The sequence below is a fragment of the Halocynthiibacter styelae genome (assembly GCF_016123485.1).
GTDB lineage: Bacteria > Pseudomonadota > Alphaproteobacteria > Rhodobacterales > Rhodobacteraceae > Halocynthiibacter > Halocynthiibacter styelae.
This window is the reverse complement of sequence record NZ_JADCKQ010000002.1, coordinates 206,237-227,797: the sequence shown is the minus strand read 5'-3', so window position 1 is coordinate 227,797 and position 21,561 is coordinate 206,237. Positions and strand designations below refer to the sequence as shown.

The window sequence follows — 21,561 nt, the reverse complement described above, 5'->3', positions numbered from 1 at the left end:
ATGAGTCAGCCAGAAAGCAATACCGAAGCCTATGATCTTGATGAACAGATCGGCTATATCCTGCGTCTTGTGACACAGCGCCATACTGCTATTTTTCAGGAACATGCACAAAAGCTGCTGCCCGGTGGCCTGACCCCAACGCAGTTTTCTGCCCTTTTGCGGATCCATTCCGTCGGCACCTGTTCGCAAAACCGGCTGGGCCGGATGGCGGCGATGGATGTGGCAACTATTAAAGGTGTGGTTGACCGGCTGAAGCGCAAAGGTCTTGTGGAACTTGCGCCAGATCCGGATGACCGCCGCCGTACGAAAATTACTCTTTCAGAGAGTGGTGAAACTCTGATCCCGAAGCTGAAAGAAGCCGGGGCGGTGATCACAGCAGATACGGTACAAGGATTGTCCGGCGAGGAAGCCTCACAACTGAAATCTCTGTTAAAGAAGCTACTGTGAAGAGCCTCAAATTTCTTTCAAAGAAATTTAACCGGCGTTTTTGAAAAACGCCGTCACCCGCTGATCACTTCGGGTAAACGTCCTGCAGGCGGTGTGTTGCGCGAGCGTCCCGACGTGACCCGCCCATCAATAATCGTCATGCCAACACCCGGCAGATTGCCCAGTTGCACGGATTCCAGGATGTTCTTTCCGGGGGCGTGTTGCGCCTGATCCATCAGGACAAAATCGGCACATTTTCCGACCTCGAGAATGCCGGTATCCAGCTCGCGCTGCCGCGATGTATTCCCATTCGCAAAGCAGAAAGCGATCTCGGCGGGAACGTTGCCAAGGGCAGACAGCATCGCCACCATCCGCATGATCCCAAGCGGTTGCACGCCTGATCCCGCAGGCCCGTCGGTGCCCAGAATGATCCGGTCCATCTGCTTCAATTCGCGCGCGGTATTCAGGGTCAGAAGGGCGGCGCGTTCATTGCCGTTGTGCACAATTTCAAGTCCGGCAGTACAGCTTTCACAAAGACACATAATCTGATCATCCGGCAGGGCGGAATGCCCACCGTTGATATGGCCGATCACATCGGTGCCAGTTTCAAGAACCATATCTGCATCAATCAGGCCCGATCCGGGGATCGAAGGCCCGCCCGTGTGGATCGTGGACTGAATGCCGTATTTACGGGCCCAATCCACCATTTGTTTCGCGGTTTTTCCGTCCTTCACCGTGCCAAGCCCAACTTCGCCCAAAAGCTTCACTCCGGCATCTGCCATCTCTTTGAAGTCCTCCTCAACCATCCCATGTTCGATCACCGGCGCACCGGCGTGGACTTTCATGCCGGAGGGGCGGAAATTTTCGTACCAACGCTGCGCTGCAATCGCCATGGCCTTCAGGCCAACAATGTCTTTGGGCCGTCCCGGCATATGGACTTCACCGGCGGAAATCAGAGTGGTCACACCACCATGCAGCGTCGAATCAATCCAGTGCATTTGTTGCTGGCGGGGGGTGTAATCGCCGACAACCGGATGGATGTGACTATCGATCAGGCCGGGGGCCAGTGTCACACCATGGGCATCAACAATCGTATCAGCCCCTTCGCAATCAAGGTCTTTGGCGTACCCCCATTCGGCAATTTTTCCGTCCACTGCGATCAGGCAATCCGCTTCATAAATCGGGGCTTCCATCTTGCCAGACAGCATCAGGCCGATGTTTTTAATGACAAGTTTTCCCTGTGGGCCCTCGGACGTGGACGGTGCAGCCATGATCGTTCTCCCTGATTTTCATTTGTAAGCTAACATATATTTTGAGTCGCGCAAGAATGACCTTCTGCTTGTCAGGCAGGGATCTGTGCGGGCAGAATAGGGCGGGGAGAGAAAATTCATGCGCCAATTCAGATTTCCGGCCCTCGCGGGGCTGCTGGCTTTGTGCCCGACAGTGGCGCTGGCACATGTGTCAGAAGGCGCGCTGGTTTTGCTGTTGCCAACCGGGTTCTACACAGCGGCCGGGATTGGTGCGGTGATTGTATCCGTGGTGATTGCGGCGCTGATGACGCAACGCGGGGCGGGGATGTTGTTTGCCTCTGCCGATATGGGGGGGCGATCCTTTCCTAGGTTGCATATGTGTGCCTCTTTCTTTGGGTTTTCGTTGTTTATCAGCGTGCTGCTGGCAGGTGTCCTTGGTGAACAACACCCGTTGAAGAACTTCATGCCACTTTATGTCTGGACGCTGCTCTGGCTGATACTGCCTGCAGTGCAGGTGTTGATCGGGAATATCTGGTCCTGGTTAAACCCCTGGGCTTTTGCCGGATTGTTTCTCAGCAAAAACGGTCAGGGCGCACATAAACCCTGCTGGCCCGCGCTGATCTGCTTTCTTGCGATCTATTTGTTTGCCATGGTGGATATCGCACCCGATGCGCCGGCCCGTCTGGCGATGATTGCGGCGGGATACTGGCTGTTTCATATGGCGATGATTTTCTGGAAGGGCAGTGGCTGGCTGGGGCGTGGAGAGGGCTTCTCAGTGCTTTTTACGCTTCTGGCTCACCTGTCCCCTTTCGCAGCTGGGCGCATCGGAATGCCGGGTCACCGGGTGCACAGCATGGCCTCACCGCGCTTGTCGCTGGCGATCTTTGCAATCGCGATGTTGGCGGCGGGCAGCTACGATGGGATCAATGAAACCTTCTGGTGGCTGGCGCAGATCGGGGTGAATCCTCTGGCTTTTCCGGGGCGCTCGCAGGTTGTCACGCCGATGGTCCTGGGATTTGTGGCGGCGCAATGCGCACTTCTGCTTAGTTTTTCAGCGACCTGTTATCTGGGCTGGCGACTGGCCGGGTCCGCCGGTTCATACCGTGGTTTTTTCTCACTCATGGCGCTTGCGCTTTTGCCGATTGCGGCGGGTTATCACATCGCGCATTACCTGACGGCGTTCATGGTCAACGGGCAATATCTGAAAATCGCGCTGCTTGATCTGATCCGTGAGACGGACAGCAGCCTGCAGTTTCGTCCCTTTATTACAACGGGTTTCTTTAACCGCCCCGCATCTGTGCAGGTGATTTACACGGTGCAGGCCAGCGCCATTGTCATTGGGCATATTCTTGCGATTTTACTGTCGCATAGCTTTGCCTTGCGCCTGTCAGGCACCCGCCGTCAGGCCCTGATCAGCCAGCTTCCCCTGATCGTTTTTATGATCGCTTACACCTTCCTGGGGCTCTGGCTGTTGGCCAGTCCGCGTGGGGTGTGATGGTGTTTTTTGAACAAAACTCTAGACAGATCGTTTGCATACATACAAACTGAGCCGCAACAAAAGGACGCAGAAGCCAGAGATCTAATCCAGCTTATGGGGGAATTACACGATGACTTCCACAAAGAAAACAGCGATTTCGCGTCGCAGTACATTGGGCCTGCTTGGGGGTGCCGCACTGGCACCTGCTGTATTGCCCGGCCTGTCTGGTTTCGCCCAGGCGCAGAGTTCCGCGCCGATTAAGATTGGTTTTCAGCTGCATCGCACCGGCATCGGGGCCGCTTATGGGCGTTGGTATGAACGTACATCAAACGCCGCCGTCGCCCGCATCAATGAAATGGGGGGCATCAATGGCCGTCCGGTTGAACTGGTGATTGAGGACGATGGCACCGATCCCAAACGTGGTGCCGAGGTGGTTGAGAAATTCGCAACCCAGCATGAATGTGACATCGGGTTCGGTACGTTGTTTTCCCATGTGGTCTACGGTTCTGCCCCGCGTGCGGGCGAACTGAAACTGCCTTATTTTGTGTGTTCCGAAGGCCATCACGTCGCGTCAGGCGCGCTGAACCGTTATGTTTTACAGCCCGGCATCACCGATGTGAAAAGCCAGGTTCAAGCGATGGCACCTTTTGTGGCGGATAACCTGGGCAAGAAAGTCACCATGATCTTCCCGGATTTCGCGTTCGGCCATGATCACCGCGATTTCTTCTCGGAAGCCATCGAAGCCCAAGGCGGCGAAGTCGTCGCCAAAATCGCGATCCCGCCGACAGAAACCAGTTTTACCAAATATTTCCCCCAGATCCCCCGCGAAACTGAGGTGATCTATCACGTTATGGTTGGCCCGGCAGTTCTGACCTTTGTGAAGGAAATGGGTGAATTCTTCGGTCCGTCCCGTCCGGAAATCTTCGGCTTTATCGACAGCCTTGAGGCGGTTGATCTGTCCTCCCCCGGCCTCGAATTTCTCGAAGGCACCTATTTCTGGGAAGGCAACCCGCGGTACGCCCAGGCCGATCAGTCGGACCATGACAAAGCCTACCGCGCCGCCATCGGTATTGATGATAACGGGGCCAGCCTTACCGACAGCGCCGATGTGTCGACCTACGCGCATATGTTCTCTTGCTGGGAAACGCTGAACGTCATCAAACGCGGCATGGAAACCGCCGGATATCAGGGCCCCGCAGATCGTGTGAAACTGATCGAGGCGATTGAGGATATGACAGACATGGCCCATTCCGATGACCACCCACAGGGGGCAAAGCTGTTCAACGGCAAAACCCACCAGGTCTTTGGTCATCAGTATATTTCGCAAGTCGAAGAAGGCCGCCTGAACGTAAAGCACACCACCGCGATCGAAGACGGCTTCTACGAGGATGAAGTCGACTACACCGCACAAAGCTTCTGATGTTTTTCCGCAGGCCTGGCATCTCGGGCCTGCATATTCCCCTGATAATCTGAGAACACGATGGAATTTGGTCCTCATCTGATGCTGGCCGCGCTGGAAGGTGCGATAACGGCAGCAATCCTTGCGCTGACGGCGGTGGGCCTGTCCCTGACATTCGGCGTCATGCGGGTGGTTAACGTTGCTCATGGCGAGTTCTTCATGTTGGGCGCGGTGGCGGCCTGGTTTATATCTACCACCATCGGTGGCCATCCGGCGTGGGGGTTCATCGCCGCCGTGGTGCTTGCGCCGCTGATCATTGGCTTGCTTGCGGCCAGTGCTGACTGGCTGGTGCTAAAACGCCTGGATTATGATCCGGAACGCACCATCGTGGCCACCATCGGTCTGCTATACATCATCCAGCAGGGGGCGCTCATCGGCTTTGGCCCCAATGCCCAGCCGGTCGAACCGCCTTTCAGTCACCGCATCGCTTTGCCCTGGTTTGAATGGACCGAGGCCGGGTTTGAAATGTATTACCCCTGGGGCCTGTCGACCAATTCCTACAAGCTGTTCATCATCTTTGCAGCTGCCATGTTGCTGCTGGGCCTCTGGCTGATCATGACGCGCACCAAAGTCGGCCTTGTGATGCGCGCCACCCAGCAGGATCGCGACATGGCCACAGCTTTTGGCATCCCGGTGGAACGCATTTATGCGCTGACATTTGGATTGGGCGCAGCCCTTGCCGCCCTTGGTGCTGTGCTGATCGTGCCTGTGCAACAGGCCTATTACCTGATGGGGCATGACCCGCTGCTTCTGTCGTTTATTGTCGTGATTATCGGTGGTCTTGGCAGCCTGCGCGGAACCGTGCTTGCCGCCCTTCTGATCGGGATGAGCGACGGGATTATCTCTGTCTTCTTCTCGCCAACACTGGCCAAAATCATCGCAACCCTTCTGGTCGCCATGGTGCTGGTCTTCCGCCCGCAGGGGCTGTTTGGAAAAGGGGTGCACTGATGTCCGATATTTCCCGCATCCACCTTCTGCACGCCGCCATGGTTGTGGCGCTTGTGATCTGCTGGTTCGTGCTGCCTGTCTATCACGCGGGCAACCTTGCCCGGATCATGGTCTTTGCGATCTATGCCATGGGATATAACCTGCTGTTTGGATACACTGGGCTTTTGTCCCTTGGGCATGCGCTGTTCTTTGGCGCGGGCATGTATGGGCTTGGTCTTGCGATGCATCTGGGTGGTGTATTCGCCGGGCCGGGTATTCTGGCGGGGCTGATCACAGCCCTGGTTGTCTCTGGCGTGGTCGGCTTTCTTGCCCTGCGTACAAGCGGCGTTGCCTTTATGATCGTCACCCTGATGTTTGCCCAGGCGGGCTATCTGACCGTGCTGCTGTTCGGCACATACACACGGGGGGATGAAGGTTTTGTCCTGCCCCAGGCCACACGCGCCCTGATGGGGATCGACCTGTCAGATGCGCAGAACCGCTATTTCGCCGCGCTCATCCTGTTCGGCATTGTGCTGTTCTTCATCGGCTGGCTTGTGCGCACGCCCTTTGGCCGCTGCCTTGTGGCGATCCGTGAGAATGAAGAACGCGCGCGCATGCTGGGCTATGACATCACCCGGCACAAGCTGATCGCAGTGATCCTCTCGGGCACAATCTCGGGCCTGTCCGGTGCGGCTTATTGCCTGCTGTTCGGGTCGGCCCAGGCGGCTTTCGCAGCCGTGCCTTATTCCATCTTCCCGCTGCTTTACGTGTTGCTGGGCGGCATGGGCACAACGATCGGCCCCTTCGTCGGCACCCTGTTTATGTTCTACCTGATCGACTGGTCCGGCGGAAACATGATGGTCGCGGGCGTGGTTCTGGTCGCCCTGGCCCTGTTCGCCCCCACAGGTATTCTTGGCGAAATCCGCCGGAGGTTCACCCCATGGCTGCCGTGAATATTCTGGAAACAAAAGGCCTGACCAAAACCTATGGTGGGCTGAACGCAAATTATAACATTGATTTCACACTGCCCCGGGGTGAAATCCACGCGCTGATTGGGCCGAATGGGGCGGGCAAGTCCACCTTTGTGGGCATGCTATCTGGCCGCATTCCCGCCACGCGCGGCAAGGTCTGGTTTGACGGGGCCGAAGTCACCCGCCTCCCCGCCCATAAACGCATCAGCCTGGGTATCGCCTATACGTTCCAGATCACATCGGTCTTTGGTAAGCTGCCCGTGCGCGAAAACGTGGCCCTTGCCGTGCGCCGTATTCTTGGCCGCGATCGCGAAGCGGTGCGCGCGAAAGTTGATGGCGTGATGGAACGTGTGGGTTTGACGGAACAGGCGGATCAGCTGGCGGGCGATCTGTCCTATGGTCACCAACGCGTGCTTGAAATCGCCATGGGGCTTGCGCAGAACCCCGAACTTTTCATCCTCGATGAACCGACGCAAGGCCTGGCCCTGCCAGAGGTCGAAGCCTTTATGCAGCTTGTGAAAGACCTGCGCGGCGAGACCACCATTCTGTTGATCGAACACAATATGAATGTGGTGATGGAGGTCTCTGACAGCCTGACGGTTCTGAACAATGGCGAAGTTCTGGCCCGCGGCACACCCGAGGAAATTCGCGCAAATGCCGATGTTCAGGCTGCTTATCTGGGGGGCGCGTGATGCTGGAAATCAACGCTGTTTCCGCCCATTACGGCAAGGTGCAGGTGCTGTATGACCTGTCTCTGACGGCGCAGGCGGGCGAAATCACCTGTATCCTGGGACGTAACGGTGCAGGTAAAACCACATTGATGCGCGCGATCATGGGGATTGTGCCCGCGACGGGCGGTGAAATCTCTCTCAACGGTGAAAACGTCAGTGAAAGGCCCCCACATGACACACCGCGACAGGGCATTGCGCTGGTGCCACAGGGGCGGCGGTTGTTTCCGGAACTATCGGTTTCTGAAAACATCGAAGTCGGCCTGATGGCCCGCAGTTTCAAAGGTACCAAACGCCGTGAGATGCGTGAAAAAGTGCTGGAGCTTTTCCCACGCCTGCGCGAACGCCTGAAACAGCAGGCAGGTACTTTGTCCGGCGGCGAACAGCAGATGCTTGCCACCGCCCGGGCGCTGGCGATTGACCCACAGGTTTTGCTGCTGGATGAACCGGGCGAGGGCTTGCAGCCCTCTGTCGTCGCACAAATTCAGGAGGTCATCGTGAACATGCGCGATCAGGGCCTTGCTGTGGTCCTGGTGGAACAGCGTGTGGACGCGATCCTGACACTGGCAGACAAAGCCGTGTTTGTCGAAAATGGCCGTAATCTGGAAACCCTCAGCCGTGCTGATCTACAAACGGATCCAGAGGTTATCCGGCGCAATCTTGGTGTGTGATCAGCGTTCCCGGTGGAGACTACCATCGGCGCGAGCAAACTCCATCCCAACATAGCCCGGCGCATCCGCGTTTGGCATCTGAACCCCAGGCGTATTCAGAAGATGTTGAAATTCCAGCACCGTATAAGGCCGCTGCCAAAGCCATTCGCGATTGTCTACGGCATTTACATCAGGATCCGGCTGAACTTCATCCGTGCAGGCGAGAAAATACAAATCAAACCCGATATCCGTCAGCGCCTGGCGTGAAAGATATTTCATCCCAAGCGTCTGGTAATGGGCAAGCTCCGCATCAATATCTGTCGTGCGTAGTGTAATCAGACCGATTTTTGCACCGCCACCCAGAGGCAGGTCAGGATTGCCCCGTTTACGCGGTTGCGTGTCTTCAAACTGATGTTGGATCAGCTCAATAACATGTCCTTCCGGATCGCGCAGATGGCTCATCCTGGCGATATCACGGAACTGGTGCGGATCACTGACCTCAACATTATGCTGCCGCAGCCAGGCCACGGCCAGATTCAGATCGGGCAAGGTGATGGCGATCTTCCAGTAACGATCGGTTGGCCCGGGCTGATAGGCGGATGCCCGCGCGCAAGATTTAAAACAAAGCTTCGCCCCGGCATTGGCAAAGCCAAGGCCTGAATGCATCGGATGCATGCCCATGATGTCGCGATAAAACGCTGAAAGTGTTTCCGGGGCGTTAACTTTGAGCGTGAGGGAGGAGAGTTTTTTCAGCATGTCAGGTGTTTGTTGCGTAATTTCTGTTGAACTCTAAGGCATATGAGCGATTTTTCACCGGAAAACCGGAAAACCGGAAAACCGGAAAACCGGAAAACCGGAAAACCGGAAAACCGGTATTCTCGTTCTATCAGCGCGACCGACCGGAATTACTGCCTTCGCCTTTGAATACCTCTTCCAGGTAAACCACTTTGCTCAGATACAACCCCTGCGGTGGGGCAACCGGGCCGCAAACCTGGCGATCCGCTGCGTCCAGGACTTCTTTGAAATCTTCAGGTGTCCAGCCACCGCCGCCTACACGTTCCAGCGTGCCAACGATAGAACGGATCTGATTGTGCAGAAAGCTGCGGGCGCGGAAGTGAAACTGAATTTCGCGCCCTTCAAGCGTCTCATGCACTTCAACCCGGGCTTCATCAATCGTCTTTACAGGTGATGCCGCCTGGCACATGGTGGACCGGAATGTCGTGAAATCATGCAGCCCGATCAGGTGGTTGGCTGCGTCCTGCATGGCTTCCACATCCAGCATATAAGGCACACGCCAGACCTGTCCCTTATGAAACGTCGCAGGCGCGCGGCGGTTCAGGATGCGATAGATATACTGGCGTTCAACTGCAGAAAAACGCGCACTGAAATCATCATCCACCCGGGCCACATCGACAATCGAAACAGGATCGGGTTTCAGGTGGAAATTCAGGGCTTCGCACAGGCGGAAAGGTTGCCAGGGTTTTTGCAGTTCACAATGGGCCACCTGCGCCAGGGCGTGCACGCCGGTATCTGTGCGCCCGGCTGTCACAATAGAGGGGAGATTTTTCTCAAGTTTCCCCAGAGCCTCTTCAATCGCCTGCTGAACAGAGGGCTGATCCGCCTGTCTCTGCCAGCCTTTAAAGGGCTTTCCGTCATATTCGATTTTCAATGCATATTTCGCCATGCCCCCGGATAGCGCAGGATTTCGTACCTTGCAATCAGCAGTATGGGAACGGGCGCTTTGCAATGCTCGTGGTCTGCGCCTATCTTCAGATCAACAGGCAGGAGCAGAATTTGGTACTGACGACGATTACCGAGGGCATCACCCGCGAAATTGAACGCACCGGCGACCGTGTAAACAGCATGTTCGAACCCGTGCTGCGCCTTGGTGTGACCGGCCTGTCGCGCGCCGGGAAAACCGTGTTTATCACCTCACTTGTGGCCAATCTTCTGGATCGTGGCCGGATGAACCAACTGACGGCGGCGTCCGGTGGGCGGATTCTGGCGGCCTGGCTTCAGCCCCATCCCGATGACACAGTGCCGCGTTTTGATTACGAGGCGCGTCTTGCCGCCCTGACTGGCGTCAATCCGCACTGGCCGGAAGGCACGGCATCCGTGTCCAAACTGCGGCTTTCTTTCCGTATTCAGCCGGGCGGGATCCTTGGCAGTCTCTCCGGTCCCCGTACCCTGCATCTTGATATTATGGATTACCCCGGTGAATGGCTGACCGATCTGACTCTGCTGGAACAAAGCTATTCTGAATGGTCAGGACAGACGCTGTCCGCCATGAAGACCCGGGGGCAGGGGGCAGATTTTCTGGCGCGGGCGGATGCGCTGGCCGGGGCGGAACAATTTGAGGAACCGCAGGCCAAAGAACTGGCCAGGCTTTACACGGACCACCTGCAGGAGGCCCGCGAGGCGGGCTATTCCCTTTGCACCCCGGGTCGGTTCCTGATGCCGGGTGATCTTGCCGGGGCACCGGCGCTGTCTTTTGCTCCCCTGCCAGTGCCGGACGGAAAGCGCCCGGTGCGCCGCAGTCTGTGGCGCGAGATGGAACGTCGGTTTGACGCCTATAAAAGCCAGATCGCAAAACCTTTCTTTCAGACCCATTTTTCCGGCGTCGATCGTCAGGTGGTGCTGGTGGATGCTTTGGGGGCGATCCATCGTGGCCCCGCAGCCGTGGATGATATGCGCGAAGCTATGGCGGGTATTCTTAAGGCCTTTAAACCCGGTGGAAACGGGCTTTTGTCCTGGCTCTGGCGCTCCAAAAGGGTTGAGAAAATCCTGTTTGCAGCCACCCGGGCGGATCTGTTGCATCATGCCCAACACCCACGCCTGACCGCGATCATGGAAGCGCTTGTACGCGATGCGAAGGACCGTGCGGATTTTGCCGGTGCACAGACCCAGGCGTTGGCCATCGCTGCCCTGCGCACGACGGTGGAAGAGACCCATCGTCAGAACGGTGAAGATCTGGAGTGTGTCCGGGGGCTGCGCGCCGCTGGACAGGAAGCTTTGTTCTATGCCGGCGATTTGCCTGCTGATCCGAATATCCTGTTGTCTGAGTCCCGCGATCAGAAACGCCGCTGGCTGGCGCATGAATTTGACGCGATGGAATTCCTGCCCGCGCCGGATGCGTTGCGTCCCGGATCCGGCCCGCCCCATATTCGTCTTGATAAAGCGGCGCAGTTCCTGATCGGGGATCGCCTGTAATGGGGTTTATGATTGATACCGCCCGGCCGCAGGATGCCGCAGCCTGTGCGCAAATTCTGTGCTCCTGGGGGCAGGAAAACCCCTGGATGCCCAGGCTATGGACCGCGGCGCAGACCGAAGCATTTGTTTCTGGTCTGATTGCGCGGGGCAGCGTATCGGTTTTACGTGGGGAAGGCGGCCAGCTGTCAGGGTTTCTGGACTTGAATGATGGCTGGGTGAATTGCCTGTATCTTGCACCACATGCGCGCGGGCAGGGTCAGGGAAAGATGCTGATCGCCCATGCCGCGCGCCTGCACCCGTCGGGTCTGCACCTCTGGTGTTTCGCGGATAACAGGGCGGCGGTGCGGTTTTATACCCGCGCGGGTTTCAGGGAGGTTGCCCGCACGGATGGTGACAATGACGAAGGGCTGCCGGATATTCAGCTTTACCGGCCAGCAGATGCAGACGACAGTAAGGCAGAGCAATGAGCGAGACAGAGAAACCCCATCGCGGCCCGGTCCGCCTGGATCTTGACGCATCGGAACGGGTGGCCCCGTCCGACGTACCCCCCGTGCCGGATGTTTTTCCAGAGGACCGTTCGTTGGCGGCAATGGACCGCGTTGTCAGCCTTGGCGCGCGGCGCATGTCTTTTCTGACGCGGGCCTTCTGGTGGGTGCTGACGGTGCTGATTTCCCTGACCTTAGGGCTTTGGGGCTGGGACATCGTTATGGGGCTGATCGCGCGCAATACGCTACTGTCCCAGGTGGTTCTGGGTCTCTCAGCGTTGCTGGTTCTGGTTGCCGTTCTGATTGCCCTGCGGGAGGTCACAGGTTTTTTGCGCCTGAAGCGCCTGGATCGCATTCATGAAGAAGCAGGGCAGGTTCTGGCCAGCGGCGATCTGACGGGGGCCCGTCATTTAACCGCACGTCTGACGCGCTTGTATCAGCCGCGTGATGAGCTGACCTGGGCTTTGCAGAACTTTGCCGAAAAACAGGGTGATACCCATGATGCAGATGCCCATCTGGCCCTGGCCGAAGCTGAAATCCTGACACCCATCGATGAGGCTGCAACACGTGAGGTCGAAGCCGCTGCCCGCCAGGTTGCCACGGTTACCGCCCTTCTGCCGCTGGCTTTTGCCGATGTGCTGACAGCGCTTGTGGCCAATCTGCGTATGATCCGCCGGATTGCGGAACTATACGGCGGACGCACGGGCAGTTTGGGGAACTGGCGGCTTATGCGTTCTGTCCTGACCCATCTGGCGGCGACCGGTGCCGTTGCGGTGGGCGATGATCTGATTGGTTCGGTCGCGGGGGGATCGGTTCTGTCTAAGTTTTCCCGTCGCTTTGGTGAAGGCGTGGTGAATGGTGCACTGACAGCGCGTGTTGGTATTGCTGCGATGGAGGTCTGCCGCCCGCTGCCGTTCACAGCCCGGAAACCACCGCGGGTAACCGCGGTTCTCAGTAACGCGTTGGCAGGCTTGTTCGGCCGAAATGGCAATCAGAAAGACAGCTGAGGCGGTGCGCCTTCTGGCGCGCGGTCTTCGGCCATGCGGATGCGGAAGCCACGGGCAATCCGATGCGCCATCGCGCCCCAGGCGGCTGCGGTTTCCGGTTGTAGTTCTGACGCCAGAACCTCTTCAAACAACTCCAGCCACAGTGGGAAATGTTCATCCAGAATCTGTGGTGTATCCAGATGCACCTGCATCGGATTGCCGGAATAGCTTTGTTCCCGCAAAAGTGCGTTGCGCCAGACCCCCCCGATCTTGTCTTCATGCGCGGCCCATTCGCCTTTGTCCGTGCCAATAATCCCGTTGAACACCGGACCAAGCACGGGGTGCACACGAATACGGGCGTAGAATTTAACCATTACGCGGTTGATTTCCTCAGCCGTAATGGGAAAACGCCGAACGGGATAGGACATGGGGGGCTCCTGCAGGTTTCCTGGCGAAACTATCAGGAAACAAATTGCTGTCAGTAGGGTGACTTGCCGCAGGCGTATTTCTTTGATTTATCTGTTTCATGGCCAGGAAGAAATACAGTTTTGCATACATTCGGGAACTGGCCTGCCATTGCGATGAATATTATTCCGAGAGAATGGTTTCCGGTGACCCTGTTGAGGGGGTGCCAGATGACTATTCCTGCCATGATCGCAGCCATTACGTGAAAATTATGGTGCATTATCTGGTGACTGAGAATGACCAGCTGTTTCGCGAGATGGCGCGCGGCGTCCTGGCGGAGCTGGGTGACGCGGACGTTCCGGAGGTGCAACAGCAGGTGATGCAGATGCTGGATGCGACGGGAATGGGGCTTTTATGCGAGAGAGCATTTTGAAGCAGATCTGCTGGCGCTGCGTGATGCTCTGATCGCGTTCCCCGGGGAGGGACATTACAGTTCCGTCCCGGAATGAACCAAAGCGGTCGGACCTAAGGGGACAGGATGAACGCTGCAATTGCCGGAAGAAGATCCGGATGCAGGGGCAGGGACGGATCGCGGTAGGTGGCGAAAGGGCGATCGGGGATTTGCGCTTTCAGAACATGGGTGCCGCCAGACAGAATTATGCGTCTGGACTGGGGGAGCGCGTCAGCCAGCAGATCAGCATCCTGCATCGCCACCTGAATATCCGCATCCCCCTGTAGGATCAGCGCAGGGCCATGCCAGTCACGTGCAACGTCTGCAGGATCAAAGGAAAACAGGTTGTGCAGATAGGGGTGCAGGGCAGGGCGAAAGAGCGCCTGAAGCGTGACTGGCAGGACTGACGTATCTGGTGTGGAACCCGTTACCAGTGCCGCAATGACATGGCGCACTTCGTCAATCCAGGCATCGCTGTCCGGCACTTTTCTCAGCTGTTCCAGCATCAGGGGGCCGAGAGGGCGGCCCGGAGCTGCGATCAGGATCAGGCCGCAAAGTTTTTCCGGCGGAGTTTGCGCGGCCACAAGGGCCACCAGCCCACCTTCCGAATGGCCCGCAATCCAGATGCAATCCAGATTCTGTGCCATGAAGTTCACCCAGTCGCGTGCGTCCTGGGCGTAGGCTTCAATTGTCACGTCATTTGCATCGTCAATGGCATTTGCACTGCCAAACATACCGCGCTTATCGATGCGCAGGCTGGCAATACCTGTTGCTGCAAGCCCCTCAGTCAGCAACAGGTACATATTTGTTTCTGTGCCTGTCTGCGGCAGGTTGCCATCACGGTTCACCGGGCCGGAACCGGGGATGATCAGCACACCTCTGGAAGCGGCGCCCTGAAGCAGGTATTCGCCTTCCAGAAGGCTCTGTGGTCCGGGAATTTGTACGGGTTCTGCGCACAGAGGCGCAGTACAGAATGCAGCGAACAGATAGAATAGAAAAACACGCATAGCAGGATGCTACAGCTATCGTGTCGAAATGGAAGCCGGCAACAAATTTCTTTCAAAGAAATTTATCCGGAGTTTTTGTAAAACTCCGGCGGCGCGTCAAAAATACCGATACTCCTGCTGGACGCCCGTGGTGCACAGGCCTATAAGGCCCTTATGCGACATATGATGGCGATTATTATTCGAATTATATGCCCGGCGCTCCACTGACACGAGCCGCCGGGACAAGGCGTATGCAACGCGCGCGCCGCCCTCATATCTTCCCTGGAATTCCCCGATAAGGACCACAGAACATGTGCGCCGATACGCCTGAACAAACCGTCGAATATAAAGACACCCTGAACCTGCCCAAAACCGATTTCCCCATGCGCGCAGGCCTGCCCAAACGCGAGCCAAACTGGCTGGATCGCTGGAGCAAACTCGGGGTGTATGACCGCCTGCGTGAAAAGGGCGAAGGACGTGAACCTTTCATCCTGCACGATGGTCCCCCCTATGCGAACGGCCATCTGCACATCGGTCACGCGCTGAACAAAACCATCAAAGACATGGTCGTGCGGTCTCATCAGATGATGGGTCATGATGCGCGTTATGTGCCGGGTTGGGATTGTCATGGTCTGCCGATTGAATGGAAGATCGAAGAGCAATACCGCAAAAAAGGCAAAAACAAAGACGAGGTCAATATCATTGATTTCCGTCAGGAATGCCGCAAGTTCGCCGAGGGCTGGATCGACATCCAGCGCGATGAATTCAAACGTCTGGGCATCACCGGCAACTGGGCTGATCCTTACATCACCATGGATTACCATGCTGAGGCCGTGATCGCAGATGAATTCATGAAATTCCTGATGAACGGCACGCTGTATCAGGGTTCTAAACCTGTGATGTGGTCGCCCGTTGAGAAAACTGCCCTGGCTGAGGCCGAGGTGGAATATCACGACAAAGAAAGCTTCACGATCTGGGTGAAGTTTAAAGTGTCTGGCCACGCCGCTAGCGGTGATAGTAAGGCAGAAGTTGATGCGAAAGCAGACGCTCTGGATGAACTCCTTAACGCTTATGTCGTGATCTGGACCACCACGCCCTGGACGATCCCCTCTAACAAAGCTGTGGTTTACGGCCAGGACATCGCATACGGCCTGTATGAAGTGACCGGCACACCTGAGGAAAGCTGGGTTGCTGTTGGCGATAAATATCTGCTGGCAGACAATCTTGCGGCGGATGTGTTCAAACGCGCGCGCCTTGAAGAAGGCCAGTACTCCCGTGTGCGTGATGTGCCTGCGGATGAACTTTCTGGTTTGAAGCTTAAACACCCACTCGCTGGTGCCGAAGGTTCAAATGGCGAATGGGATGACAACCGTGACTTCCGCGCTGCTGACTTCGTAACTGACACCGAAGGCACAGGTTTTGTGCACTGTGCGCCAAGCCACGGTATGGAAGAATTCGAACTTTACCGTGACCTGAATATGCTGGAACAGGTTATCACCTATAACGTCATGGATGATGGTGGCTTCCGCGCCGATCTGCCGTTCTTTGGTGGCAAATACATCCTTGATCGTAAAGGTAAGGAAGGCAACGCCAACAAAACCGTCATCGACAAGCTGGTTGAGGTCGGTGGTCTGTTGGCCCGTGGCAAGATCAAACACAGCTATCCGCATTCCTGGCGCTCCAAAGCGCCGATCATCTATCGCAACACGCCGCAGTGGTTTGCAAGCGTGGATCGTAAGCTGGATGATGGTATGGGCGAGATGGGCGACAGCATCCGGGAACGCGCGCTGAATTCTATCGATCAACTGGTGAAATGGTGGCCGCAATCTGGCCGCAACCGCCTGCATTCCATGATCGAAGCACGTCCGGACTGGGTTCTGTCCCGTCAACGTGCCTGGGGTGTGCCTCTGACATGTTTCACCAAAAAGGATGCTCTGCCAACCGATGCCGATTACATCCTGCGCAGTGCTGATCTGAACGCCCGTATCAAAGCGGCGTTTGAAGTCGATGGTGCTGACGTCTGGTACACCGATGGGTTCAAGGAAAAGATGCTGGACGGTATCGCGAACCCTGAGGAATTTGACCAGGTCTATGACGTGTTGGACGTGTGGTTTGACTCAGGTTCCACCCACGCTTTCGTGCAACGTGACCGCGAAGATGGCGCACCGGATGGCATCGCTGATGTCTATCTGGAAGGCACCGATCAACACCGTGGCTGGTTCCATTCGTCGCTGTTGCAGGCTTCCGGCACCAAGGGTCGCGCACCGTATAAAAACGTTGTGACACACGGGTTTACCCTGGATGAAAAGGGCATGAAAATGTCCAAATCCCTGGGCAACACCATCGTACCTGAAACTGTGGTTAAGCAATATGGCGCGGATATCCTGCGTCTTTGGGTGGCGCAGACCGATTACACCGCCGATCAGCGGATCGGGCCTGAAATCCTGAAAGGTGTGGCGGACAGCTATCGTCGTCTGCGCAACACCATGCGCTTTATGCTGGGTGCGCTGGATGCACATGATGCGGATAAAAACGTGGCGGCTGCGGATATGCCGGAATTGGAACGCTGGGTTCTGCATCGTCTGGCCGAACTGGATCATCAGGTGCGCCAGGGCTATCGCACCTTTGACTTCCAGGGCGTCTTCCGCGCGGTGTTTGAATTTGCGACGCAAGACCTGTCTGCCTTCTATTTCGACATCCGCAAGGATGCGCTGTACTGCGATGGCGACAGCAACACCCGTTTCGCAGCGTTGACCGTGATGGATATCCTGCACGCACGTCTGACAACCTGGCTGGCCCCGATCCTGTGTTTCACCATGGAAGAGGTCTGGCTGGAACGTCACCCGGGCGAGGACAGCTCTGTGCATCTGGTTGATATGCCAGATACCCCTGCGGACTGGCTGGATGAACCCCTGGCGGCGAAATGGGCTGAGATGCGCAAAGTGCGCCGTGTCGTGACTGCAGCGCTGGAAGTGCAGCGGACTGATAAAGTCATCGGCGCGTCGCTTGAGGCGGCCCCTGTGGTGCATATCCGCGATGAAGACGTGCTGGCCCTGGTGCAGTCCGTTGATTTCGCAGACATGTGTATCACATCCTCCATCACCCTGACTGGCGACCCAAGCCCGGCCGAGGCCTTCCGCCTGCCGGAAACCGAGGGCGTTGGCGTGGTGTTTGAGAAAGCCGATGGCGACAAATGCCAGCGCTGCTGGAAGATCCTGCCAGACGTCGGCACCCACAGCCACCCGGCAACCTGTTCGCGTTGCAATGACGCGCTGGGATAAATGAACAGAAGGGCTCGCAGTGATGCGGGCTCTTTTTACTTCGGGGGTTATCGATGGCCAGGCGCAATCCAAAAATCTCACTTCCGGCACCTTTTCTGAAGCGTATCAGGTTCAGGGAAGATGCTTTGCCGCTGCCTGAAGAATACCCGTTTGATTTGCCCTGGCTCAGTGACGACTTTGATTTTGCATTTGAGAAGCCGGTAACTATATTCTGTGGTGAGAACGGCACTGGTAAATCAACATTGATTGAAGCTCTGGCGGCGGTATGTGGTTTCAGCGATGCAGGTGGAAATCGCAGCGTTGCGGCTGCTGCGAGTGAGGGGCTCCTGGATGTAAATGGGGGCCGATTGGCAGGGATGCTCCGAGGCAGTTGGTTGCCCAAACTTACAAATGGCTGGTTCTTTCGGGCTGAAACCTTTTTTTCAATGGCCAGGACATTGGACGATCTGGGAAGCCCAGGAGCTGACTTCTTGTCATATTCTCATGGTGAAGGGTTTCTGCGTTTCTTTGAAGAGCGTTTGCAAAGACAGGGAATTTACCTCTTTGATGAACCTGAGAGTGCGCTGTCACCACGCAGTCAGATCCGGTTTCTGAAGTATTTGCAACGCGTTCAGGAAACTGCTGTTTCACAAGTGGTGATGGCGACCCATTCACCACTCTTGATGGCATTGCCTGGTGCGGATCTCTGGCGCATTACGCATCGGGGACTGGAACGATGTTCTTATCGAGACACAGAGCATTTTCGTCTTTGGCAGTCTTTTTCTCTCGATCCTGAAAGCTTTGTGCAAGCCGCGTGCAAGGAAGATCTGGATAGTTTGTTGTGAGGCCTGAACGGCAAAATCATATGCAAGAAATCATGGTGTTGAGGTAGGCCGTTTTGCCACTAGGCCATTGAATGCGATCACCGATGTGGCCGGAGGCAGGTCGGACCATGCGACTTGTCATGACGATGCAGGAAAGAATACGCCGAATCCGGTGAAGGCGCTTCGTTTGTAGTTTTGCGCAATTTCCGGAACGGGTTTTCTCTTGTGAATGCTTCCGGTTGCACCCATGTTATCCTTATGAATATCGGAACAACAGAAACCCCCATTGGTCGTCTTGGCCTTGTTGAAAAAGACGGCATGATCATGCAGCTTTTGTGGAACGCAGATCCTGTGGGTGAAGAAACCGCCGTGCTGCGCGAAGGGGCGCGGCAGTTGCAGGCTTATTTCAATCATGAGCTGACGAAATTTGATCTGCCGCTTTGGGTTGAGGGTAGCAATTTTCAACGCGCGGTCTGTGATTATATGTTCGCTATTCCTTTCGGCGAAACCGTGACATACGGGGATATCGCCAAAGCCACAGAAACCCCGGCCCAGGCTGTGGGCAATGCCTGTGGTGCCAACCCGATCCCGGTGATTATTCCCTGCCATCGCGTTTTGTCAGCGACGGGCCTTGGTGGCTTCTCCGGCGCAGGCGGCGGGCTTAACGGGATTGAAATGAAAGTCACGTTATTAAAGCATGAGGGTGCGGCCGGCCTGTTGATCTGAGACGTCTGAATGCTGAAAATCTCTTTTGTGCTTTTGTGTCTATTCTGCGGGGTGACAGCCGCTTTCGCGCAGGATTGCCCGACCTCTGATGATCTGGACTCGGGCATCAGGCTGACCCGGCATGACCCGTCTTTTGTATCGGTGTTTCGCCGCGATGCCAGTGGCCTGTCTGAACGGCGCGAAAGCCGCGGGCGTGTTATACATACCCGTGAAACCCACGGGCTGATGACGGTGGAGCGTTGGGAAGAAGGGCAGAACAACCATATGCGCCTGTCCTATGATGTCAGCCCGGCAGAACTGGATAATCTGCGGGTCGGACGCAGCCTGAAACGTAATCTGCGGTTGCGTTTTGCCGATGGCAGAGAGGTGCCGGGGGATGTGACCTGGAAGGTGATCCGCAATACCACCGTGCATATCGGCCCCTGCAGCTACCCCGCGCAGCAGGTTCATGAACGTACCGATTTCGAAGGGGTCGATCCGATGTTTATGGTGCGGTTTTACGCGCGTGACCCGGGCCTTGTTTTGCGCAGCATTGTCACGGATGGAAACTGGCAGGCGGTGCGTCAAGTGCGCTTTGACCAGATTGAACGGGTCGTGCCCTGATCTGGCGTTATCACCCCCGACAACCCCGGGATTTGTCGTGATATTTCCGCACGTTTTCCAGTGCCGCCCCGGAAATGTAACAGTTTTATGACAATTTGAGTTGCGCCGGTTATGCGGCAGGCTACTGCTCGGGGCAGGAACCACCGGAGCATCCCCCATGTCTGCCTTTATCTTCATGTCTATCCTTATGGCCGCCCTGCTGCACGCCAGTTGGAACGCGCTGATTAAGACCGGCGACAACAAGCTGGCAGGCATGATGGTCATGGCCCTGGGGCATGGGCTGATCGGGCTTGTGACGATCTTCACGCAACCCATGCCAGAGGGCGAGGTCTGGATCTGGTTGATGTGTTCTGCGACCTTCCATACGGCCTATCAGTTCTTTCTTGGCTATGCCTATCAGCAGGGGGATCTGTCGCGGGTTTATCCGATTGCCCGGGGGGGCGCACCCATGCTGGTGCTTCTGGTCAACGTGATTGTGCTGGGGGAATATATGTCGGTGCAAAGCTATATGGGCATTGCCCTGCTGGGTGTTGGGATCATCCTGATGGCACGGGGCGTGTTCACATCCGGTGAATCGCGCCGGATGTTGCCCTTTGCGATTGGGTCGGCCTTTGCGACGGCTGGCTATTCCATTGTTGATGGGATGGGCGCGCGCGCAATGGACAACGCGGTAGCCTATGTCGGCTGGCTTTTTGTGATTGCGGCGGTGACTTATCCGGCCCTTATGATCGGGGTGCATGGCACGCAGATCCTGCGTATCCCGCGTAAAACCTGGGTCCTGGGGATGTGTGGTGCTGCGGCGTCCTATGCGTCTTATATCATCGCGGTCTGGGCCATGACACAGGCGCCGATTGCCCTGGTCACAGCCATGCGTGAAACCAGCATTCTCTTTGCGGTTCTGATCGGCTGGCTGATCTTTGGCGAACATATGTCGCGCAGCAAAGCGATCTCGGCCATTCTGATTGTCGCAGGTGTTGCGATCACCCGGCTTTAAGCGGAACGCGCCGGGATCAGGCTTTGTGCAATTCCGGCAAGGGCCAGATAGATACTGGTCACGATCAGCCCCCAAAGCGCCCAGCTTTCCGGGTGGAAATCAACCCAGGCAGCCCAGCCCGCACATGCGGTCCAGAGGAAGGCAATCGGGGCTGTAACCGGACGCCAGCGTTCCGTGCGCATCGGGTGAACGAACTTCAGCGGCAGGAACATGGTCACGGAAAATGCGATCACGATGAACAGGATCACAGGCCAGCTGGGGGCAGTCGCAAAGAGAACCAGGATCACCATATTCCAGCATCCGGGGAAGCCGGAGAAGGAGTTATCCTTGGTTTTCATGCGTGCGTCCGCGAAATACAGGGCCGATGTAAACGTGATGACAATGATCGACAGCCAGCCCGCCCAGCCATCCAGCAGCCCGGATTTGAACAGGGCGAAAGCCGGCACAAAAACATAGGTCAGATAGTCAATGATCAGATCCAGCAGCACACCGTCATAGATCGGGGCGTTTTTCTTCACCTCATAGCGGCGGGCAAGCGGTCCATCGATGCCATCAACGGCAAAGGCCACCACAAGCCAGAGATACATGAGGCTCCAGTTTGCTTCGACAGCCGCCAGCATGGCCAGCATTGCGAAAACAGCACCGGTGGCGGTGAGCAGGTGAACGGCGTAAGCTTTGGTCTGTAAAGTCATGGCTTTCTCATGCCGCATCAGGACCAGGAAGGCAATCGTGGATTTTACCCG

Annotated in this window: 22 protein-coding genes; 16 read left to right on the top strand and 6 right to left on the bottom strand. The window is 56.5% G+C overall.

Translation table 11 applies throughout. From position 1 onward, the window contains the following. Window positions 1–447, top strand: a complete 447-nt coding sequence (locus H1D41_RS03345) for a MarR family winged helix-turn-helix transcriptional regulator (RefSeq protein ID WP_228847579.1) — start codon at window positions 1–3, stop codon at window positions 445–447. A gap of 53 nt (window positions 448–500) precedes the next feature. On the opposite strand, the gene H1D41_RS03340 is transcribed toward H1D41_RS03345, so the two are convergent. After that, window positions 501–1,697 (bottom strand): amidohydrolase family protein, encoded by a 1,197-nt coding sequence (locus tag H1D41_RS03340; RefSeq protein WP_228847578.1) that lies wholly within the window; start codon window positions 1,695–1,697, stop codon window positions 501–503. 118 nt (window positions 1,698–1,815) lie between these two features. On the opposite strand from H1D41_RS03340, the gene H1D41_RS03335 reads away from it, so the two are divergent. The 6 genes from H1D41_RS03335 (at window position 1,816) to H1D41_RS03310 (ending at window position 7,909) form a co-directional block, all read left to right on the top strand. After that, window positions 1,816–3,171 (top strand): hypothetical protein, encoded by a 1,356-nt coding sequence (locus H1D41_RS03335; protein ID WP_228847577.1) that lies wholly within the window; start codon window positions 1,816–1,818, stop codon window positions 3,169–3,171. A 112-nt stretch (window positions 3,172–3,283) separates the two neighbouring features. Beyond that, window positions 3,284–4,573 (top strand): ABC transporter substrate-binding protein, encoded by a 1,290-nt coding sequence (locus H1D41_RS03330; RefSeq protein ID WP_228847576.1) that lies wholly within the window; start codon window positions 3,284–3,286, stop codon window positions 4,571–4,573. A gap of 60 nt (window positions 4,574–4,633) precedes the next feature. Continuing rightward, window positions 4,634–5,560, top strand: coding sequence for a branched-chain amino acid ABC transporter permease (locus H1D41_RS03325; protein ID WP_228847575.1), 927 nt, complete (start codon window positions 4,634–4,636; stop codon window positions 5,558–5,560). Then, the gene (locus tag H1D41_RS03320; RefSeq protein WP_394355380.1) at window positions 5,560–6,492 is read left to right on the top strand and encodes a branched-chain amino acid ABC transporter permease; all 933 of its coding nucleotides are present in this window, start codon (window positions 5,560–5,562) and stop codon (window positions 6,490–6,492) included. The genes H1D41_RS03325 and H1D41_RS03320 overlap by 1 nt, the downstream gene beginning before the upstream one ends. After that, entirely contained in the window at window positions 6,489–7,202 is a 714-nt protein-coding gene (locus H1D41_RS03315; protein WP_228847770.1) for an ABC transporter ATP-binding protein, read from the top strand. Before H1D41_RS03320 ends, H1D41_RS03315 begins: the two co-directional genes overlap by 4 nt. Next, window positions 7,202–7,909 carry an ABC transporter ATP-binding protein gene (locus tag H1D41_RS03310; RefSeq protein WP_228847574.1) on the top strand — a complete coding sequence of 236 codons (708 nt, stop codon included), beginning with the start codon at window positions 7,202–7,204 and terminating at the stop codon, window positions 7,907–7,909. The genes H1D41_RS03315 and H1D41_RS03310 overlap by 1 nt, the downstream gene beginning before the upstream one ends. On the opposite strand, the gene H1D41_RS03305 is transcribed toward H1D41_RS03310, so the two are convergent. Both H1D41_RS03305 and truA read right to left on the bottom strand, forming a co-directional pair. Next, window positions 7,910–8,644, bottom strand: coding sequence for a VOC family protein (locus tag H1D41_RS03305; RefSeq protein WP_228847573.1), 735 nt, complete (start codon window positions 8,642–8,644; stop codon window positions 7,910–7,912). A 130-nt stretch (window positions 8,645–8,774) separates the two neighbouring features. Beyond that, the gene (gene truA, locus H1D41_RS03300; protein WP_228847572.1) at window positions 8,775–9,572 is read right to left on the bottom strand and encodes a tRNA pseudouridine(38-40) synthase TruA; all 798 of its coding nucleotides are present in this window, start codon (window positions 9,570–9,572) and stop codon (window positions 8,775–8,777) included. A 110-nt stretch (window positions 9,573–9,682) separates the two neighbouring features. Between truA and H1D41_RS03295 the strand changes: the two genes are divergently transcribed. Genes H1D41_RS03295 through H1D41_RS03285 form a run of 3 tightly spaced genes read left to right on the top strand, consistent with a single transcriptional unit; the run spans window position 9,683 to window position 12,590 of the window. Then, window positions 9,683–11,098 (top strand): YcjX family GTP-binding protein, encoded by a 1,416-nt coding sequence (locus tag H1D41_RS03295; protein WP_228847571.1) that lies wholly within the window; start codon window positions 9,683–9,685, stop codon window positions 11,096–11,098. Next, on the top strand, window positions 11,098–11,565 hold the full coding sequence (locus H1D41_RS03290) for a GNAT family N-acetyltransferase (protein ID WP_228847570.1): 468 nt from the start codon (window positions 11,098–11,100) through the stop codon (window positions 11,563–11,565). Before H1D41_RS03295 ends, H1D41_RS03290 begins: the two co-directional genes overlap by 1 nt. After that, the gene (locus tag H1D41_RS03285) at window positions 11,562–12,590 is read left to right on the top strand and encodes a YcjF family protein (protein WP_228847569.1); all 1,029 of its coding nucleotides are present in this window, start codon (window positions 11,562–11,564) and stop codon (window positions 12,588–12,590) included. The genes H1D41_RS03290 and H1D41_RS03285 overlap by 4 nt, the downstream gene beginning before the upstream one ends. On the opposite strand, the gene H1D41_RS03280 is transcribed toward H1D41_RS03285, so the two are convergent. Beyond that, on the bottom strand, window positions 12,575–12,997 hold the full coding sequence (locus H1D41_RS03280) for a group III truncated hemoglobin (protein ID WP_228847568.1): 423 nt from the start codon (window positions 12,995–12,997) through the stop codon (window positions 12,575–12,577). The two genes, H1D41_RS03285 and H1D41_RS03280, sit on opposite strands and share 16 nt — an antisense overlap. A 98-nt stretch (window positions 12,998–13,095) precedes the next feature. On the opposite strand from H1D41_RS03280, the gene H1D41_RS03275 reads away from it, so the two are divergent. Further along, complete coding sequence (locus H1D41_RS03275) at window positions 13,096–13,407, top strand: hypothetical protein (RefSeq protein ID WP_228847567.1); 312 nt, start codon at window positions 13,096–13,098, stop codon at window positions 13,405–13,407. 92 nt (window positions 13,408–13,499) lie between these two features. On the opposite strand, the gene H1D41_RS03270 is transcribed toward H1D41_RS03275, so the two are convergent. Continuing rightward, window positions 13,500–14,432 (bottom strand): alpha/beta hydrolase, encoded by a 933-nt coding sequence (locus H1D41_RS03270; RefSeq protein WP_228847566.1) that lies wholly within the window; start codon window positions 14,430–14,432, stop codon window positions 13,500–13,502. A 290-nt stretch (window positions 14,433–14,722) separates the two neighbouring features. Here H1D41_RS03270 and ileS point away from each other — a divergent pair, with 290 nt between their 5' ends. From ileS to H1D41_RS03245, 5 genes are all read left to right on the top strand, one after another. Then, window positions 14,723–17,692: an isoleucine--tRNA ligase gene (ileS, locus tag H1D41_RS03265; protein ID WP_228847565.1), complete on the top strand. Its 2,970-nt coding sequence runs from the start codon at window positions 14,723–14,725 to the stop codon at window positions 17,690–17,692. 53 nt (window positions 17,693–17,745) lie between these two features. Next, window positions 17,746–18,516, top strand: coding sequence for an AAA family ATPase (locus tag H1D41_RS03260; protein ID WP_228847564.1), 771 nt, complete (start codon window positions 17,746–17,748; stop codon window positions 18,514–18,516). A gap of 237 nt (window positions 18,517–18,753) precedes the next feature. Beyond that, entirely contained in the window at window positions 18,754–19,221 is a 468-nt protein-coding gene (locus H1D41_RS03255; RefSeq protein WP_228847563.1) for a methylated-DNA--[protein]-cysteine S-methyltransferase, read from the top strand. 9 nt (window positions 19,222–19,230) lie between these two features. After that, window positions 19,231–19,824 (top strand): hypothetical protein, encoded by a 594-nt coding sequence (locus tag H1D41_RS03250; protein ID WP_228847562.1) that lies wholly within the window; start codon window positions 19,231–19,233, stop codon window positions 19,822–19,824. A gap of 157 nt (window positions 19,825–19,981) precedes the next feature. After that, window positions 19,982–20,818 (top strand): EamA family transporter, encoded by an 837-nt coding sequence (locus H1D41_RS03245; protein ID WP_228847561.1) that lies wholly within the window; start codon window positions 19,982–19,984, stop codon window positions 20,816–20,818. Here H1D41_RS03245 and H1D41_RS03240 read toward each other — a convergent pair. Then, window positions 20,815–21,510 (bottom strand): CDP-alcohol phosphatidyltransferase family protein, encoded by a 696-nt coding sequence (locus tag H1D41_RS03240; RefSeq protein ID WP_228847560.1) that lies wholly within the window; start codon window positions 21,508–21,510, stop codon window positions 20,815–20,817. The genes H1D41_RS03245 and H1D41_RS03240 overlap by 4 nt on opposite strands. Between the last annotated feature and the right edge of the window lie 51 nt (window positions 21,511–21,561).

What these genes read in the sequence shown, in the direction of transcription:
- H1D41_RS03345 (WP_228847579.1), top strand. Translation starts at nt 1, where the DNA reads ATGAGTCAGCCAGAAAGCAATACCGAAGCCTATGATCTTGATGAACAG.
- H1D41_RS03340 (WP_228847578.1), bottom strand. Translation starts at nt 1,697, where the DNA reads ATGGCTGCACCGTCCACGTCCGAGGGCCCACAGGGAAAACTTGTCATT.
- H1D41_RS03335 (WP_228847577.1), top strand. Translation starts at nt 1,816, where the DNA reads ATGCGCCAATTCAGATTTCCGGCCCTCGCGGGGCTGCTGGCTTTGTGC.
- H1D41_RS03330 (WP_228847576.1), top strand. Translation starts at nt 3,284, where the DNA reads ATGACTTCCACAAAGAAAACAGCGATTTCGCGTCGCAGTACATTGGGC.
- H1D41_RS03325 (WP_228847575.1), top strand. Translation starts at nt 4,634, where the DNA reads ATGGAATTTGGTCCTCATCTGATGCTGGCCGCGCTGGAAGGTGCGATA.
- H1D41_RS03320 (WP_394355380.1), top strand. Translation starts at nt 5,560, where the DNA reads ATGTCCGATATTTCCCGCATCCACCTTCTGCACGCCGCCATGGTTGTG.
- H1D41_RS03310 (WP_228847574.1), top strand. Translation starts at nt 7,202, where the DNA reads ATGCTGGAAATCAACGCTGTTTCCGCCCATTACGGCAAGGTGCAGGTG.
- H1D41_RS03305 (WP_228847573.1), bottom strand. Translation starts at nt 8,644, where the DNA reads ATGCTGAAAAAACTCTCCTCCCTCACGCTCAAAGTTAACGCCCCGGAA.
- truA (WP_228847572.1), bottom strand. Translation starts at nt 9,572, where the DNA reads ATGGCGAAATATGCATTGAAAATCGAATATGACGGAAAGCCCTTTAAA.
- H1D41_RS03290 (WP_228847570.1), top strand. Translation starts at nt 11,098, where the DNA reads ATGGGGTTTATGATTGATACCGCCCGGCCGCAGGATGCCGCAGCCTGT.
- H1D41_RS03285 (WP_228847569.1), top strand. Translation starts at nt 11,562, where the DNA reads ATGAGCGAGACAGAGAAACCCCATCGCGGCCCGGTCCGCCTGGATCTT.
- H1D41_RS03280 (WP_228847568.1), bottom strand. Translation starts at nt 12,997, where the DNA reads ATGTCCTATCCCGTTCGGCGTTTTCCCATTACGGCTGAGGAAATCAAC.
- H1D41_RS03275 (WP_228847567.1), top strand. Translation starts at nt 13,096, where the DNA reads ATGGCCAGGAAGAAATACAGTTTTGCATACATTCGGGAACTGGCCTGC.
- H1D41_RS03270 (WP_228847566.1), bottom strand. Translation starts at nt 14,432, where the DNA reads ATGCGTGTTTTTCTATTCTATCTGTTCGCTGCATTCTGTACTGCGCCT.
- ileS (WP_228847565.1), top strand. Translation starts at nt 14,723, where the DNA reads ATGTGCGCCGATACGCCTGAACAAACCGTCGAATATAAAGACACCCTG.
- H1D41_RS03260 (WP_228847564.1), top strand. Translation starts at nt 17,746, where the DNA reads ATGGCCAGGCGCAATCCAAAAATCTCACTTCCGGCACCTTTTCTGAAG.
- H1D41_RS03255 (WP_228847563.1), top strand. Translation starts at nt 18,754, where the DNA reads ATGAATATCGGAACAACAGAAACCCCCATTGGTCGTCTTGGCCTTGTT.
- H1D41_RS03250 (WP_228847562.1), top strand. Translation starts at nt 19,231, where the DNA reads ATGCTGAAAATCTCTTTTGTGCTTTTGTGTCTATTCTGCGGGGTGACA.
- H1D41_RS03245 (WP_228847561.1), top strand. Translation starts at nt 19,982, where the DNA reads ATGTCTGCCTTTATCTTCATGTCTATCCTTATGGCCGCCCTGCTGCAC.
- H1D41_RS03240 (WP_228847560.1), bottom strand. Translation starts at nt 21,510, where the DNA reads ATGACTTTACAGACCAAAGCTTACGCCGTTCACCTGCTCACCGCCACC.